Consider the following 14,956-nt stretch of genomic DNA (forward strand, 5'->3'; position numbering starts at 1 on the left):
TTACCGATGAACTCTTCGTCCGATTCCTTTGCGGCCGGCGCAGGCGGCTTCGTTCCACCTAATCCGGGCGGCATGCAGCCGGCGGCCACCAACAGCACGCCGGGCGCGTCAGACGCGCACGCGCCGTCTGGCCAATGGGTGACCAGCGGCAGCAACCCGCTGGTTGCGGCGGCCAATCCGCTGCTGAACCTCGTGCCGCAAATCCGTTCAACCGTGCATCATCCGAACCCTGAGTGGCTGCGTGAGCATCTGGTCACGGAGATCCGGCAGTTCGAGGCCCGTGCTCAACAGGCCGGCGTTGCTTCAGAGGCGATCATGGCAGCGCGTTACTGCCTTTGCACGGCGCTCGATGAAGCGGCGGCGCTGACTCCGTGGGGCGGCAGCGTCTGGTCTTCGCACAGTCTCCTGGTGTCGTTCCACAACGAAACGTGGGGCGGCGAGAAGTTCTTCCAGGTGCTGGAGCGCCTGTCGCATCAGCCCCGCCAGCATCTGGATCTGCTGGAACTGCTGTACTTCTGTCTGGCGCTGGGGTTCGAGGGCCGCTATCGCGTCATCGACAACGGACGCTCACAGCTCGAAGGGTTGCGGCGGCAGTTGGTGCAGACCATCCGCACGGCGCGCGGCGAGTTCGATCCGGCGCTTTCGCCGCATTGGCGCGATGTACCTACGCGTACCGCCACGCGGCGTCCGGCTGTGCCGCTGTGGGTGTGCGCAGTGCTGGCGCTGCTGATTGGTTTTGGGGTGTTCGCCGGCTTGCGTCTCGCGCTGGCGAACCATTCGGATCAGCTGTTTGCCGCGATTGATGCGCTGCATCTGCCGCAATTGATGCCAGCTCAGCCCGCACCTCGGTCGGCGTTGCCACCGCGCCTGGCAAAGTTTCTGGAACCGGAAGTACGAGCGGGGCTGGTATCGGTGCGTGATGACATCGACCGCAGCGTGATCGTATTGCGTGGCGACGGCTTGTTCGAGTCAGGTTCGACGGTGGTGATCGATCGCTATGCGCCGGTTCTGTTCCGGATCGCCGAGGCATTGAACAGCGTGTCAGGTGGCGTCCGCGTGGCGGGCTATACCGACGATGTGCCCGTGCGCACCGTGCGCTTTGCGTCGAACTGGGATCTCTCGCGCGAACGCGCCGAAGCGGTCCGCAGCCTGTTGGCGCCTCGGCTTGCCCAGCCGCAGCGGATCGTTGCCGAAGGGCGGGGTGCAACGGATCCGATTGCGCCCAACGATAGCCCCGCCAACCGCGCGCGTAATCGGCGCGTCGAAATCACCTTGATGCTGGCCCCGGAGGGCAGCACGCCACAGGCGACACGGGAGACGCCGTAAGCATGAGCCACTTTCTCGAACGCATCGTGGGGCAGTTGCGACAGCGCGAGGTCGCCACCTTTATCGGCCTGGTTGCACTGGCTGCCTTGATCTGGATAGCTGGCCCCCTGCTGGCATTTGCGAACCATCGTCCTCTCGAAGGGGTGGGGACGCGCTGCGTGACAATCGCGGTACTGTTTGCCATCTGGGCGGCGCGCATGCTCTGGCGCAACTGGCGGGCGGCGCAGCTTAATGCCCAGATGCTCAACCAGTTGCGCACGGGCGCGCTCCCTCCGGCGGCACAGGGCGCGGCGGAGCCCAATCTGGAAGAGCTGCGCGGTCGCTTTGACGAAGCTGCCACGCTGCTGAAGAAGGTCAGCTTTGCATCCACCGAAGGGGTTCGCAAGGGCGCATCGCGCTGGCTCGACCGCATGTCGCGCCAGTATTTGTACCAGCTGCCCTGGTACGTGTTCATCGGCGCACCCGGCTCGGGAAAAACCACTGCCCTGGTCAATTCCGGGCTCAGCTTTCCGTTGGCCGAGCAGTTCGGCCGCGCTGCAATTCGCGGTGTGGGCGGTACGCGCCACTGCGATTGGTGGTTCACGAACGATGCCGTACTGATCGATACCGCTGGCCGCTATACGACCCATGAAAGCAATCGCACGCTGGATGAAGGCGAATGGAATGGCTTCATCGGTCTGCTGAAGAAGTATCGCGCGCGCCAGCCGTTGAATGGCGCGATATTGACGATCAGTGTGGCCGATCTGCTCGGCGTGTCCGAGGCGGAGCGCACGCAGCACGCGATGGTGCTGCGCCGCCGCCTGCAGGAGCTGCGCACCCAGCTTGGCATCCGGTTTCCGGTGTACCTGCTGGTGACGAAGGCAGATTTGCTGGCCGGTTTTGCCGAATACTTCAGCGCCTTTGGCCGCACCGAGCGCGCCCAGGTCTGGGGTTTCACCTTCGCGTTGGACGATAGCACCGCACCGGGCTTCGATCTGCGGACCGCGTTCGATCGCGAATACCAGTTGCTGCATCGGCGGCTCAACGATGCGCTGCCGGAACTGATGGCTGCGCAGACGGATGCCCGGCATCGGGAGATGTCCTATCTGCTGCCGCAGCAGTTTGCCGATCTGCAGGATGTGCTGGGTCAGTTCGTGGCGGAAGTGTTCTCGACGTCCAGCTTCGAGCCGATGCCGTTGCTGCGTGGCGTCTATCTGACCAGCGGCACCCAGGAAGGCACGGTATTCGATCGTGTCATGGGTGGCATCAAGCGTTATCTGAAAATCGAAGGGGTGCCGCCGGTGGCGCAACCCGGGTCAACGGGACGCAGCTTCTTCCTTAAGAGCCTGCTGCAGGAGCACATCTTTCGCGAGGCTGCGCTGGCCGGTAGCAATCTGCGTTGGCATCAGCAGCGGCGTGTGCTGACGATGGCAAGCTATGTCGCACTTGGCCTGGTGTGCTGCCTGGTGCTTGCAGCGTGGCTGCGCAGCTATTCGCGCAATCGCGCGTATCTGGACGAGGTCGCCACTCGCATTCCTGCGGTGGACGCCCAACTGGGTCGCGCCAAGTTCACCGACACGGCCGACTTTTCGCAGTTGTTGGTTGCTCTGGACGAACTGCGGGCGTTGCCCGGGGCTGGGGGTCTGGATGTGAAAAACCCGCCGCTGGCCTTCCGCTGGGGGCTGTTCCAGGGAACGAAGATCGAAGAGGCTGCCGACGGCACTTACCGCCGTGCGCTGGAGCGGGTGCTGCTGCCGATCGTGGCACGCCAGCTGGAGGCGGCGTTGCGCGATGCCAAGCCCGGCGACAACGAGTACGCCTATGCCGCGCTGAAGGCTTATCTGATGCTGTACGACAGCGTGCACTACAACGCCGCCTTCGTGCAGGCTGTCTCAGATCTCGAAATGGCGCCGCTGCTGCCCGCAGATTTTCCGGCGGCGCAGCGTGCAGCGTTGCGCGCGCATCTCGCCGCGCTGTTCGGCGAGCGGGTGGTGGTGTCGCCGTTTGCGATGAACGAGCGGCTCGTTGCCGACGTGCGCGACCGCCTGCGGCAGGTTCCTTTTCCGCAGCGCCTCTACGGCCAGCTCGTGCGGACGCTGCGTGCAAGCAGCGCAGCCTATGACTTTAGCGTTGCGCGGGCCGTGGGTCCGGACGCATCCCTGGTGTTCCGGCGCCGCAGCGGGAAGACGCTCGATGACAGTTTGCCCGGCCTCTATACGCCCGAGGGTTATCGGAACGCATTCGAGCCGCGCCTGGCCGAAGCGATCGATGTGTTCGGGAAAGAGGAGGGCTGGGTGCTGAACCTGGGGGCGACCAGGGCGCCGAGCACCGCGGATGTCGACGCCTGGACGCGCGGTATCCGCCAGCTATACCTGAACGATTACATCAAGACGTGGGACGACTACCTGGCCGACATCAGCCTGCAGCGCGGCATGACACTGACGCAAAGCATTCAGATCGCGCGCACCTTGTCAGCGAAGGATTCGCCGCTGGTTCGACTGGTCAAGGCGCTGGCCAGCGAGACGGCTCTCGGCACGGCCGGCGGCGATGACAGTGCGATCTCAGCCCGCGCCGAGGACAAAGTGGATGAGGCGCGCAGCTCGCTGTCTCAGATATTCGCTGCACCGGCGGCGAGCGAGCGGCGAGCGGCGCAGCCTGCCGCCAAGCCTGAACTGATCGTGGACAGCCATTTCTCCGGCCTGCGGCAACTGGCACCAAACAGCAAGGGCGAGCAATCCACCGCACCGATGGATGACGTCGTCAAGATGCTCGATGCGCTGTACACCTACCTTACTGCCACTGACGATGCGCTGCGCTCCGGCGCGCTGCCGCCGCCATCCGACGTGCCGGACAGAATCCGCGCGCAGGCCGGGCGGCTACCGACACCGCTGCGCGAGATGCTGTACGACCTATCGAACGCGGCCAACGGCAATGTTGCCGCGGTTGAGCAACGCAACGTTGCGCAGCGCGCGAATGCCAACATCGGTGAGTTCTGCCGGCAGGCGATCAACGGTCGCTATCCCTTTTCGCGCGGCGCGTCGCGCGATGTCGCCCCAGCGGATTTCGCGCAGTTATTCGCACCCGGTGGCCTGATGGACGACTTCTTCCAGAAGAACCTGCAATCGCTGGTGGACACCTCCGTCCGGCCCTGGCGTTTCAACCGCCGGTCGGACGATTCAGCCAGCGCCAATCCGTCGCTACTGGCCTCGTTCGAAAAGGCCGCGGTGATCCGCGATGTGTATTTCGCGGGCGGCGCGCGCACCATGCAGATGAAGGTCGAGATCAAGCCGATCAGCATGGATCCAGCCATCTCGGAGATGGTGCTGGATGTCGATGGGCAGATCGTTCGCTATGCGCACGGGCCGCAGGTGCCGACCACGGTGCAGTGGCCTGGCACGCGCGGCAGCAATCAGGTCCGGCTGCAGGTCTCGGGATCATCGGGAGCGGCCGGCGGCTTCGTCACCGAGGGGCCGTGGGCGCTGCACCGGTTGTTCGATCGGGCCGCGCTGTCGGCAGGGCGTGCGCCCGAGCAAACGGTGGCGAGTTTCACAGTGGACGGCAAGCCGCTGGTCTTGCAGGTCACGGCCAGCAGCATTCGCAGCCCGTTCCGCTTGCCGCAGATGGAGTCGTTCTCGTGTCCGGCGAAATTGTGAGGGCCGCCATGTGTTTCGATGACGGCGACACGCTGCCCGCCTGGTACGGAAAGATTCCTGGCTCGGGCGACTTTGTTAACCGCAGGCTCCCGCAGGCGCTCGCCAACTGGTGGGAACGCTGGCTCCAGCAAGGGATGAGCGCGATGCGGCAGCGTGGTGATGGCGAGATCGAACGCTACTACACCGTGGCTCCGGTCTGGAATTTCCTGATTCCCGCAGGCGCGGGAACGCATTGGGTCCAGCCCGGCTGCCTGGCACCGAGCTGCGACCGGGTCGGGCGCTACTACCCGGTGGTCGTGACGCTGCCGATGCGCGTGTCCGACTACCGCAGGGAACTGCCGGACGTCGCAGATCCGTTCTATTGGCATGTCGGAACGACGTTGCTGGACGCCATTCTCCATGCACGCGCGCCCGAACATCTGGAGCAGGCACTGGCGCAGGCCCGGCTGTGCGCCGACACCGGGGTTGCCGCCCGTAATGGAGAGGGTGCGCGCGTGCTGGCCGAGCCGGTCACGCCGATTGCTCCGATCGGGTGGCCCGGCCTTTCGCAGTATTTCGACCCGTACGGCGCTACCAGCTTTTGGTGGACCAATCGCGCCGATGGGTCCGCGCTGCGCACGCTAGCGCATACCGGGGTGCCGGATGCCGGGTTTTTCCTTCGACTGTTTGGCCCGCAATCGGGCACATGAGGCGAAGTCGGGGGGTACGCACGAACATGAAGACGACAGGGCAAGCGGGTTGGATCGGGTGCCGCGCAAAGGCAGCGCCGCACGCAAGAGAGAGAGGCAGTGCATGATGGAGCAGATATCGAGAGAGCAGGAGCAAGCGTCTGGCGCTGGCAGCGCCTCGAGCGAGCATGCGGCCCGGCCGCTGCCAATGGGCCATCGCTTGGGAGAACTGCAACTTGACGCCGTGCTTGGCATCGGCGGTTTCGGGATCGTCTACCGCGCGTTCGACCGGACGCTGCAACGGGTTGTGGCCATCAAGGAATACATGCCGTCGATGCTCGCCATCCGGGGTGGCGACCACACCGTTGCGCTGCGCGCTGAGCGGTTCAACCAGGCCTTCGACGCAGGGCGTAGCGCGTTCCTCAATGAGGCACGGCTGCTCGCGCAGTTCGATCATCCTGGGCTGGTCAAGGTTCTGCACTTCTGGGAAAGCCATGGCACCGCATACATGGTGACCCCGTTCCATGAGGGGCAAACGTTCAAGCAGTTGTTGGACAGCGGCGTGCGGATGAACGAGACCCAATTGCGCAACGTCGTCGCGGCCCTGCTGGGGGCACTCGACACGCTGCACCGCGCGCAGTGCTTCCATCGGGACATCTCGCTGGACAACATCCTGATCCGGCCCGATGGCGGGCCGGTGCTGCTCGACTTCGGTGCAGCGCGCAAGAAGATCGGCGATCTGGTCGACGATAGCGGCATGATGCTCAAGCCCGGCTATGCGCCGATCGAGCAGTACACCGATGACCCGGCATTCACGCAGGGACCCTGGACCGACCTCTATGCGCTTGGCGCAGTCATGCACGCGCTCATCACAAGTGAACTGCCGCCGGCTGCGGTGGTGCGCAGCATCCAGGATCACTATCAGCCGCTCGCGACCCGCGTGCAGTCGCTCCATGAGCGCTATAGCCCGGCGCTGCTCGCGGCGGTCGATCATGCGTTGCAGTTGCGTATTGCTGACCGTCCCGAATCGGTCGCCGAATTTGCGGCGGAACTCGGCCTGCACGGCATCGAGTACACACCCTATGCGCCGGCGCAGAGGCCGCCCGAACCCTCCAGAAATAGTGAGACTGCGCCGCATATAGCGCCACAACCGAAGCCGGAGGCACCGTACGTCGAAGGGTCTGGCTCAGCCGCACCCGATGCATCGCCTGATACACCGCCCTCGGCGCCAGCCACCGACGCGGCGGTGCGACGAAATGATGATGCCTCTGCAACAGCGGCGCCATCCCCGCCGGCAGCGGCTGATCCCGCTCCCGATATTGATAACAATGCCGATGCCGATGCCGATGCCGCACCGCCTGGGTCGCCGACCGTCACGACCGATGGGCATTCCCGCCGGATGCTCAACTGGGTGAGCAGCGTGGCACAGCGGAGGAACGTGCGCTATGGGGCCGGCGTGTTGCTTGCGGTGGTGATCGTCGGAATCGGGGTTGTCAATCTTGTCCGGCTGCCGCACCGGTTCGCGACCACGGTCGCGCAAACGGGGGCGACGCCTGCTCCGGAAAGCGCCAGACCCGGTGGCGCGACCGTGCCACCGAGCGTGCAACGCGAGGCAGCATCGCCGGCACCGGCCGCGTCGCCGTCGGTCGCTGCTCCTGCAGTGGCGGCAGCCAACGCGTCTCCACCGCTTGCCCGCAACGACGCTGGCTCAGCAGGCGCCAGCGCAAGCGACGCGTTGGCAGCCAGTCTCGATGCATCGGAAGTGGTCGTGCCGATGCCGGCGGCCCCCGGAGCGGCCCCAATCGATGCAGCGGCCGCCGGCGGCGTGCTGCCGCAGCAGCCCCCCAGGCCCATCGATGCCGTGGCGGTGCGCTTTCGCGTGCGGCCCTGGGGGGAGATCTACGTGGGTGGCGTCAAACGCGGGGTAAGCCCACCGCTGAAATCGCTTGTACTGAGTCCCGGCCTCTACGTGATCGAGATCCGAAATGGAAATTTCGCCCCGCTGCGGCGCACGCTGAAGATCGAGGCGGGCAGCAAACCGATCAGCATCGAATACGCGTTCGAGTGATGGCGCTATCGGCACCCCAGCCACTGACAGGAAGACCCATGCCTCGCTCTGAATTGATCGAATCACTGCTCGCCGAGGTTGCGCCTGACGCACCCTGCGGGCCGAATCTCGAATATGAGCCGGACTACCTGCTGCTCGAACAGAGCGCCACAGGCAAGCCCGAACAGCAGTACGGCGACACCGTGATTCCCGCAGAGGCGCCCGATTGGGCGGCGGTGGAACGCCTCGCCCTCGACCTGATGCGCCGGACCAAAGATCTGCGTGTAGCGGCACATTTGACACGTAGCTGGACCGAACTGCGCGGCGTTGTCGGCTATGCGGACGGCCTTGCGCTGATGGCCGGGTTGCTGGACGCATGGTGGGAGGGGGTGCATCCGCAGTTTGGCAGCGGTGACGAGCACGACCCCACCCCGCGCATGAACGCGCTGGCAGAAGTGATCGGTGCCCACGACTGCGCACGGGCTGCGCGCCGCCAGCACCTGCTCGATCGCTTGAGCGTGAAGAGCATCGAGCAGGTGCTGGACGGCCAGGGCGCTGACCTGGAGCACTACCCCGGCGGGCGGGACCGCCTGCAGGCCGATCTGCGCAGCGCCAGCAACGAAGAGCATTCAGCATTGCGCGCCGGCCTTCACGCGCTTGACACGCTGGATGCGATTCGCCAGCGCGTGACGTCGCAGCTCGGCGCCGAATGGTCGCCGGAGGTGAGTGACTTCGAACGGGCATTGCACCGCATCCGTGCCGAGGTGTTGTCCGCCGCCAGCCCGGAGCAAGCGGATGCGGGGTCGGCGTCCGGCCATCCGGGCGATAGCGCCGCCGCGCATGACAAAGCGGCCGCGAGCACCACTCACCTGTGGCGCGCCGCCGAGTTCGCCAGCCGCGACGACGTCCGGTTTGGCCTCGAAAAGATGTGCCGGTACTTCGAGCAGCACGAGCCGAGCCATCCCGCACCGATCCTGCTGCGCCGTGTACAGCGGCTGCTCACGCTGGACTTCTACGAAATCATCCGCGACATCGCACCCGAAAGCCTGCCCCGCCTGGACTTGCTGAGTGGGCATCCGCGTAGCGAGTGACGGGCAACGCTATTCATCATCGCGCAAGCCACAGAGAGGACCTTATGAAAGAGACCAAACGCAAGGCATCGGCCAGTGGGCAGAAATTCATCGCCCGCAACCGCGCACCGCGTGTACAGATCGAATACGACGTCGAGGCCTACGGCGCTGAACGCAAGGTGCAGTTGCCGTTCGTGATGGGCGTGCTGGCCGATCTGGCAGGCAAACGGGCAGAGCCGCTGCCGGAATTGGCCGAGCGCAAGTTTCTTGAAGTCGACATCGACAACTTCGATGAGCGCATGAAGTCCGTCGCGCCGCGCGTTGCGTTGCAGGTGGCGAACACGCTGACGGGTGAGGGCATGCTGAACATCGACATGACGTTCGAGAGCCTCGACGATTTCTCGCCGGCAGCGATTGCGCGCAAGGTTGACGCGCTGCGTCGCCTGCTCGAAGCACGCACAGAGTTGTCGAACCTGCTGTCGTACATGGACGGCAAGCACGGCGCGGAACAGCTGATCGAAAACGCGATCAACGACCCGGGGTTGCTGAAGGCGCTAGTGAGCCCGTCCCAGCCGGCGGACGGTACGACCGAGACGCAAGCCACGCCGGGTGACCAGCACTGATCAGGAGCCATCATGACGAATCAGGTACAGACCACCCCGCAGGGGAGCGCCCACGACGCTATCGCCCACGACGAATTTACGGCGCTGTTGCAGAAGGAATTCAAGCCCAAGACCGAGCAGGCCCGCGAATCGGTCGAGCGGGCGGTGCGTACGCTGGCGCAGCAGGCGCTGGAGAACACGGTCGGCATGACGACCGATGCCTACAGTTCGGTCAAACGGATCATTGCCGAGATCGATGGCAAGCTGACCGCGCAGATCAACCAGATCCTGCACCACCCGGAGTTTCAGGCGCTCGAAGGTGCGTGGCGCGGGCTGCATCACCTCGTGAACAACACCGAGACCGATGAACTGCTGAAGATCAAGGTGCTGCCGCTGTCGAAGGCGGAGCTGGCGCGCACGCTCAAGCGCTACAAGGGCGTGGCGTGGGATCAAAGCCCGTTGTTCCGCAAGGTGTACGAAGAAGAGTACGGACAGTTCGGCGGCGAGCCGTTCGGATGCCTCGTCGGTGATTTTCATTTCAATCACAGCCCGCCCGACGTCGAGATGCTCGGCGAGTTGTCGAAGATTGCGGCAGCAGCGCATGCGCCGTTCATTGGTGGTGCGTCTCCCGAGCTGATGCAGATGGATTCGTGGCAGGAACTGTCGAACCCGCGCGATCTGACGAAGATTTTCCAGAACACGGAATATGCCGCGTGGCGCAGCCTGCGCCAGTCCGACGACTCGCGCTACGTGGGTCTGGCGATGCCGCGATTTCTGGCACGCCTGCCATACGGCGCGCGCACCAACCCGGTTGACGAATTCGATTTCGAAGAGGAAACCGAGGCGGCCAGCCATGATCGCTACACGTGGTCCAACTCGGCATATGCGATGGCGGTCAACATCAACCGCTCGTTCAAGCTGTATGGCTGGTGCTCGTCCATCCGCGGGGTGGAATCGGGCGGAGCGGTGGAAGGCCTGCCGTGCCACACCTTTCCCACCGACGACGGCGGAGTGGACCAGAAATGCCCAACTGAGATCGCCATCAGCGACCGCCGCGAGGCCGAACTGGCAAAGAACGGCTTCATGCCGCTGGTGCACCGGAAGAATTCTGATTTCGCCGCGTTCATCGGTGCGCAATCGCTGCTGCAGCCGACGGAGTATCACGACGCCGACGCCACGGCCAATGCGCGCCTGTCGGGCCGGCTGCCATACCTGTTCGCATGCTGCCGGTTCGCGCACTACCTGAAGTGCATCGTGCGGGACAAGATCGGGTCGTTTCAGGAACGCGAAGACATGGAACGCTGGCTGAACGACTGGATCATGAACTACGTCGATGGCGATCCCCTCAACTCATCGCAGGAAACCAAGGCGCGCAAGCCGCTGGCGGCTGCGCAAGTCGTCGTCGAGGCCATTGAGGACAACCCTGGGTACTACGCGTCCAAATTTTTCCTGCGCCCCCACTATCAACTCGAAGGCCTCACCGTATCGCTGCGGCTGGTCTCGAAGCTGCCGTCGGCCAAAGCCGCGGCCTGATGTCTCTCAATCGTCAACCACCTAAGCGGAGCAAGCGATGGGCGTAGCAATGTTTATGAAAGTCGATGGCGTGACCGGTGAATCAGCGGACGCGCAACACAAGGGCTGGACCGATATCCAATCGTTCTCGTGGGGTGCGAGCCAACCGGGCGCCATGGCCAGCGGCAGCGGCGGCAACGCCGGCAAGGCCAGCTTCAATGATCTGGTGGTGGTGGCCTACATGGATAAAGGCACCACCGCGCTGATCAAGAACTGCGCGAACGGCAAGCACCTGGGCACGGTGGAAATTTCGGCCTGCAAGACGGGGGGCACGCAGATCGAATTCATGCGCGTCACCCTGCAGGAGGTACTCGTCACCTCGGCCCAGGTGACGGGGGTGGATCCGAGCGACGCGGCCGATCGCCTGCTGATGCACTACGGCTTTCAGGCGGCCAAGGTCAAGAAGCAGTACTGGCAGCAGAACGACAACGGCGGCAAGGGCGCCGAAGTGTCGGTGGGCTGGAACATCAAGGAAAACGTAGAAATGTGACGGGACAGGACTGCCGCATGGAAGACACGCTATTCCGCCGCCCGGGGCGCATCGGCATGCGCGCGGCCAGCAAGGCCCACGACCGGCTCCAGCCAGCGCTGCTCGATCGCCTGACCGACACGGCGCCGCAGCAGCGCGCTGAGTCGCCTGACGCACAGATGATCGACGGCGAGCGCCTGCGTGCGGCAGTGCTGCGCGACCTGACCTGGCTGCTCAATACGGCCAACGCGGAAGACGGGCTGACGGATTGGTCCGCATTCGAGCAGGCGCGTGCCTCTGTCCTCAACTACGGCATACGTCCCCTTGCCGGGCGGCAGATATCGGGCCTCGAACTGATGGAGATCGAGACGTCAATGCGCAATGCCATCCTGCGCTTTGAGCCGCGCATCATGCCGGACAGTGTTGAGGTGCGCGGGCTGCCCGAGGGCGGGGCGGGCAATGCCGCGCCGGGGTGGCGCCAGAACGTGCTGATGTTCGAGATCAGGGGGACGCTGTGGTCAGTGCCTTATCCCGTGGAATTCGTGCTGCGTTCGGACCTGGATCTGGAGACAGGCGCGGTCTTCCTGCAATCCGTGACTGGTGCCTGAATTGATGGATACCCGTCTGCTCGATTACTACAACCGCGAATTGGCCTATCTGCGCGAGCTCGGGGCCGAGTTCGCCGAACAGTTCCCGAAGGTGGCCGCGCGCCTGCGTATGCACGATGCCGGGCCACCGGACCCGTACGTCGAGCGCTTGCTCGAAGGCTTCAGCTTCCTGACCGCGCGCGTGCAATTGAAGATGGACGCGGAATTTCCGCGCTTCACGCAAGCGCTGCTGGAGGCGGTCTACCCCGGGTATCTTGCGCCGCTGCCGGCGATGGGCATCGCGCAGTTCACGCCGATCATGAACGAGGGCAGTCTCACGCAAGGCTATCAGCTGCCGGCCGGGACGGCGCTTCAGGCGCCGGTGGCAGAAGGCGAGCAGACCGCATGCGAATTCCGCACGGCACACGATCTGACGCTGTGGCCGCTGGAACTGACGCGGGTGAAGCTGAGTGGGGTACCGGCAGACCTGCCACTGGCCGGGTTCGCACAGCGCAGCGCGGTGCGTGCGGCATTGCGCATCCGGCTCAAGGTGCGTGGCGCCGCGAAGCTGGCGCAGCTGTCTCTCGACCAGTTGGTATTCCATTGTGCCGGTCCGGACAAAGCGGCACTGCAACTGCTGGAACTGGCGACGGCCCATACGCTGGGCGTCGTGTGCCATGAGCCGAGCCATCCTGCCCGGTGGCTGCACATCATGGGGCGGGAAGCGATCGTGCATCAGGGTTTCGCAGCCAACGAGGCCCTGTTGCCGGACGACGGCCGGAGTTTCCACGGCTATCGGCTGCTGCGCGAGTACTTCGCGTTTCCGGCCCGCTTTCTGTTCTTCAGCATCAACGGCTTGCGGCCGGCGCTCGCGCGCGCCAGCGGCGACGAGTTCGATCTGACCCTGTTGCTGGGCCGGCATGACGCGGAGCTTGAAAGCACCGTCGATACGCGGCACCTGGCGCTGCACTGTACCCCGGTGGTCAACCTGTTCGCCCGGCGCGCGGACCGCCTGGCGGTCACGCCCGCTGTGCGTGAGCATCATGTGGTGGTGGACCGTAGCCGACCGCTCGACTATGAGGTGTACGCAGTCGAGCGCCTGGTCAGCGAGCAACGCGAAGACGGACAGGCGCGGGAATTCCGGCCATTCCATGCCTCCTTCGGCCGCGACAGCGGCAACTTCAACGCGTACTACGCGACACGCCGCGAACCTCGGCTGGTGTCTGCGCAGGCCCGCGCCAACGGCACCCGTACTGGGTATGCGGGCAGCGAGACCTTTCTTTCGCTGGTGGACAGCCAGTACGCGCCGTTCGATGAGGCGATGCGCTATCTCAGCGTCGACACGCTGTGTACCAATCGCGATCTCGCGCTGCTGCTGCCGCCGGGCGATGCCTGTCGGTTCTCAATGAAGGTCTCGGCGCCAGTGGAGCGGATTGCGCTAGTGCGCGGGCCGACGCGACCCCGCGCGCCGATCGGCGAAGCGCAGAGCGCTTGGCGGCTGATCTCGCATCTGGGGCTCGCGCGCCATACGCTGACCGATCTCGACGACGAAGAGGGCGCACGGGTGCTGCGCGAGTTGCTCGACCTGCACGCAGACCCGACCGACGCAGCCATGCACAAGCAGATCGAAGGCGTACACCGTGTCGCCTTCCGGCCGGTCTTCCGCCGTCTTCCGGCGGCGGGGCCGATCATGTTCGGGCGTGGGGTGCAGGTCGAAGTCACGGTCGACGATCAGGCGTTCTCCGGAGAGAGTCCGTATCTGCTAGGCGCGGTGCTCGAACAGTTCTTCGCGCGGCATGTGTCGATCAACGCCTTTGCCGAATGTGCCCTGCGCAGCCTTCAGCGCGGGCCACTGGCGCAATGGCCATCCCGTGTCGGTTGTCGGCCTGTGATATGACGTCCGTTTCTCTGCCACCTGCCGATGCGGCACGGCGCGATGCCTGGTGCCGAGGCTTGCAGAAGTCGCCGCATGCCTACGATCTATTCCAAGCATTGCGCTGGCTGGACGCACTCTCGCCCGATCATGCTCCACTCGGCCAGGCGACACATCCGCGGGATGAGCCTGTCAGGCTCGGCGAGACGCCCTCGCTTGCGTTTGCGCCGGCAATGCTGGCAGCCGTGCGCGATGACGGCGAGCGTCCCCATCTCTTGATTAATGGCTTCGGGCTGTTCGGGCCGAACGGGCCGCTGCCGCTGCATCTGACCGAGTATGCACACGAGCGGCTGACACAGTGGGATGACCCGACCTTCACCGCGTTCGCGGATGTGTTTCATCACCGGCTGATCGTGCTGTTCTATCGTGCCTGGGCGGATGCACAACCCACGGTCAGTCTCGACCGCCCCGAGCGCGCACGCTTCGATGCATACCTCGCGAGCCTGATCGGCCGCTCATCGCCAGAAACCACCAGCCGTGCCGCGGACTGCATCGCCCCCCATGCGCGGTACTTTCACGCCGGCCATCTGATCCGGCATACGCGCAATCCGGAAGGGCTCGTCCAGATAGTGCGGTGCCACTTTGACGTGCCGGCCCGTGTGGTCGAGCACGTCGCACAGTGGATACGCGTCGATCGTGCCCAGCGTAGTGCGTTGCGTGCCGATGCGTCGGTACCGCCGCTCGGCGGCATGGTGCTGGGCTGCGCGGTGCGGGACGCGCAGTCGCGCGTGCGTATCGTGCTCGGGCCGCTGACGCTCGCGCAATACCGCCAATTTCTGCCGGGCGGAACCTATGAACGGCCACTGAGGCAGTGGGTGCGCGAGTATGCCGGTATCGAATTCGACTGGGATGTCCAGCTCGAACTCGCACACGACGAAGTGCCGGCGCTGGCGCTCGGCGGCACGCATGAACTTGGCCGCAGCACGTGGATTGGATCGCGCCTCGCTCCCGGACCTGCGCGCGATCTGGTGCTCGACTACACGGTTCGGCATCCTGAGCCGCCGCCGGCTGGCCTAGCCTCGCGCGCGGGCGGGCCTCCATCTCCCTGAA

At 64.9% G+C, this 14,956-nt stretch carries 11 protein-coding genes; all 11 read left to right on the top strand.

The window, feature by feature from the left end:
* Positions 1-6 precede the first annotated feature (6 nt).
* A complete protein-coding gene (locus ACN9M1_RS26985) occupies positions 7-1,326 on the top strand; it encodes a DotU family type VI secretion system protein (protein WP_426400792.1) in 1,320 nt (439 codons plus the stop codon).
* Positions 1,327-1,328: 2 nt separating this feature from the next.
* Positions 1,329-4,958: a type VI secretion system membrane subunit TssM gene (tssM, locus tag ACN9M1_RS26990; protein WP_426400793.1), complete on the top strand. Its 3,630-nt coding sequence runs from the start codon at positions 1,329-1,331 to the stop codon at positions 4,956-4,958.
* 8 nt (positions 4,959-4,966) lie between these two features.
* Positions 4,967-5,647: a type VI secretion system-associated protein TagF gene (gene tagF / locus ACN9M1_RS26995; protein ID WP_426400946.1), complete on the top strand. Its 681-nt coding sequence runs from the start codon at positions 4,967-4,969 to the stop codon at positions 5,645-5,647.
* Between the two features lie 103 nt (positions 5,648-5,750).
* Entirely contained in the window at positions 5,751-7,694 is a 1,944-nt protein-coding gene (locus tag ACN9M1_RS27000; RefSeq protein WP_426400794.1) for a serine/threonine protein kinase, read from the top strand.
* Positions 7,695-7,732: 38 nt separating this feature from the next.
* Positions 7,733-8,764 carry a type VI secretion system protein TssA gene (gene tssA, locus ACN9M1_RS27005; RefSeq protein ID WP_426400795.1) on the top strand — a complete coding sequence of 344 codons (1,032 nt, stop codon included), beginning with the start codon at positions 7,733-7,735 and terminating at the stop codon, positions 8,762-8,764.
* Between the two features lie 44 nt (positions 8,765-8,808).
* Entirely contained in the window at positions 8,809-9,366 is a 558-nt protein-coding gene (gene tssB, locus ACN9M1_RS27010) for a type VI secretion system contractile sheath small subunit (protein WP_426400796.1), read from the top strand.
* Between the two features lie 12 nt (positions 9,367-9,378).
* On the top strand, positions 9,379-10,878 hold the full coding sequence (gene tssC / locus ACN9M1_RS27015) for a type VI secretion system contractile sheath large subunit (protein WP_426400797.1): 1,500 nt from the start codon (positions 9,379-9,381) through the stop codon (positions 10,876-10,878).
* A 37-nt stretch (positions 10,879-10,915) separates the two neighbouring features.
* Positions 10,916-11,407, top strand: coding sequence for an Hcp family type VI secretion system effector (locus tag ACN9M1_RS27020; protein WP_426400798.1), 492 nt, complete (start codon positions 10,916-10,918; stop codon positions 11,405-11,407).
* A gap of 56 nt (positions 11,408-11,463) precedes the next feature.
* The gene (gene tssE, locus ACN9M1_RS27025; RefSeq protein ID WP_426400948.1) at positions 11,464-11,994 is read left to right on the top strand and encodes a type VI secretion system baseplate subunit TssE; all 531 of its coding nucleotides are present in this window, start codon (positions 11,464-11,466) and stop codon (positions 11,992-11,994) included.
* 4 nt (positions 11,995-11,998) lie between these two features.
* Positions 11,999-13,870 carry a type VI secretion system baseplate subunit TssF gene (gene tssF, locus ACN9M1_RS27030; RefSeq protein WP_426400799.1) on the top strand — a complete coding sequence of 624 codons (1,872 nt, stop codon included), beginning with the start codon at positions 11,999-12,001 and terminating at the stop codon, positions 13,868-13,870.
* A complete protein-coding gene (gene tssG / locus ACN9M1_RS27035; protein ID WP_426400800.1) occupies positions 13,834-14,955 on the top strand; it encodes a type VI secretion system baseplate subunit TssG in 1,122 nt (373 codons plus the stop codon). Before tssF ends, tssG begins: the two co-directional genes overlap by 37 nt.
* Position 14,956: the final 1 nt, after the last annotated feature.

Source organism: Ralstonia sp. R-29, from assembly GCF_049913345.1.
Lineage (GTDB): Bacteria > Pseudomonadota > Gammaproteobacteria > Burkholderiales > Burkholderiaceae > Ralstonia.

Excerpts from the sequence above, each read along its gene's own strand:
- tssF (WP_426400799.1), top strand. The coding sequence starts at position 11,999 with ATGGATACCCGTCTGCTCGATTACTACAACCGCGAATTGGCCTATCTG.
- ACN9M1_RS27020 (WP_426400798.1), top strand. The coding sequence starts at position 10,916 with ATGGGCGTAGCAATGTTTATGAAAGTCGATGGCGTGACCGGTGAATCA.
- tagF (WP_426400946.1), top strand. The coding sequence starts at position 4,967 with ATGTGTTTCGATGACGGCGACACGCTGCCCGCCTGGTACGGAAAGATT.
- ACN9M1_RS27000 (WP_426400794.1), top strand. The coding sequence starts at position 5,751 with ATGATGGAGCAGATATCGAGAGAGCAGGAGCAAGCGTCTGGCGCTGGC.
- tssM (WP_426400793.1), top strand. The coding sequence starts at position 1,329 with ATGAGCCACTTTCTCGAACGCATCGTGGGGCAGTTGCGACAGCGCGAG.
- ACN9M1_RS26985 (WP_426400792.1), top strand. The coding sequence starts at position 7 with ATGAACTCTTCGTCCGATTCCTTTGCGGCCGGCGCAGGCGGCTTCGTT.
- tssG (WP_426400800.1), top strand. The coding sequence starts at position 13,834 with ATGGCCATCCCGTGTCGGTTGTCGGCCTGTGATATGACGTCCGTTTCT.
- tssC (WP_426400797.1), top strand. The coding sequence starts at position 9,379 with ATGACGAATCAGGTACAGACCACCCCGCAGGGGAGCGCCCACGACGCT.
- tssE (WP_426400948.1), top strand. The coding sequence starts at position 11,464 with ATGCGCGCGGCCAGCAAGGCCCACGACCGGCTCCAGCCAGCGCTGCTC.
- tssB (WP_426400796.1), top strand. The coding sequence starts at position 8,809 with ATGAAAGAGACCAAACGCAAGGCATCGGCCAGTGGGCAGAAATTCATC.
- tssA (WP_426400795.1), top strand. The coding sequence starts at position 7,733 with ATGCCTCGCTCTGAATTGATCGAATCACTGCTCGCCGAGGTTGCGCCT.